1 protein-coding gene is annotated in these 1,272 nt (G+C 37.2%); it reads left to right on the top strand.

Features of this window, described 5'->3' with window-relative positions; genetic code table 11:
* Positions 1-106: 106 nt before the first annotated feature.
* A partial coding sequence (locus AC0KTX_RS16760) for an ISL3 family transposase (protein WP_474253159.1) occupies positions 107-1,272 on the top strand: 1,166 nt, incomplete at its 3' end.

The raw sequence follows: 1,272 nt of genomic DNA, 5'->3' as shown, positions 1-1,272 counted from the left end.
AAAGATTCATCACCACATTTTGTGATTTAACCCAAAAAATAAGGAAAACACTCACGAATTCCTGGCAATAATGTTAGCGTGACTTAACATAACAGGAGGTTCTAAAGTGTTTTCCGTATCACTAGATTTGCCAGAATTTGAAGTTGTTAAACAAGTGTTTCTTGAAGATTGCAATTTGTTACATGTTGAGAAAAATACTACAGAAGAACGCTGTTCTTACTGCGTTTTTTTTTCTAGTCATGTCCATGACTGGCGGACAAGAAAGGTTCGTGACTTGTCCGTATTAGGCAAGCCCCTTTTCTTATTTGTCAGAGTGTATAGATACCGTTGTCACAACTGTAATGAGGTATTTTCACAAACATTTGAATCTATCCGTCCTAATAAGCATCAGACCAATCGGTACAGAGAATATCTGTACGAAATGTGCATTGGCTCTACTATCCAAGAAGTGAGTCGAAAGGAAAAAATACCTTATACAACTGTTGAAAGAATATTTTATTCCGTTGCTAAAGAAAAAGAGAAGGAGCATTTAGAAACTCTTGAAAGTGTTTTAGAAAACCATGAATTAATCCTTAGCCTTGATGAGATCGCTGTCCGAAAGGGTCACCGATATGAAACAGTTCTTATGGATACCCAATCCGGGAGTGTGCTTGGTATGGAACATCAACGGAGTTATCATTCAACTCAGATCTTACTTGCCAAGAAGATTCTGTCTAATAAATGTGTTCATACCGTTGTTATGGATATGTGGGATCCCTTCCATAAAGCTGTTAAATCTATATTCCCAGAGGCCTGTATCGTCATTGATAAATATCATGTGGTGCAAAAGGTGACACATGCACTTGACCAAGTTAGAAAGAAAACTCCTGGACTAAAAAAGGGACGGTTTAAACTCTTGAAAGGTTCTGAAAAGTTAACGGCTAATGAAAAACAACAATTAGACGAGATGCTCAAAGAGCATTCAGAATTGTCATATGCCTATTTTCTAAAAGAACTCTTTAGAGAAATATACCAAGTGAATGACTATGATACAGCTGATTCACTCTTAGAAGAATGGATTCAACTCGCATGGAGCAGCCCATTTCCTTCATTTCATCAAGTTGCCAAGACGATAGAAAATTGGAAGGCACAAATTTTACAATATTTTCTTACCCCTTTTACGAATGGCCGGATTGAAGGGACAAACCATAAGATAAAGAACATCAAAAGACGTGCTTTTGGCTTCAGAAACCTTGAAAGATTTCGGCTACGTGTATTTTTGGAATGTACAGG

The organism is Aeribacillus sp. JST-2 (genome assembly GCF_056032925.1).
This window is presented reverse-complemented; position numbering and strand designations above follow the sequence as displayed.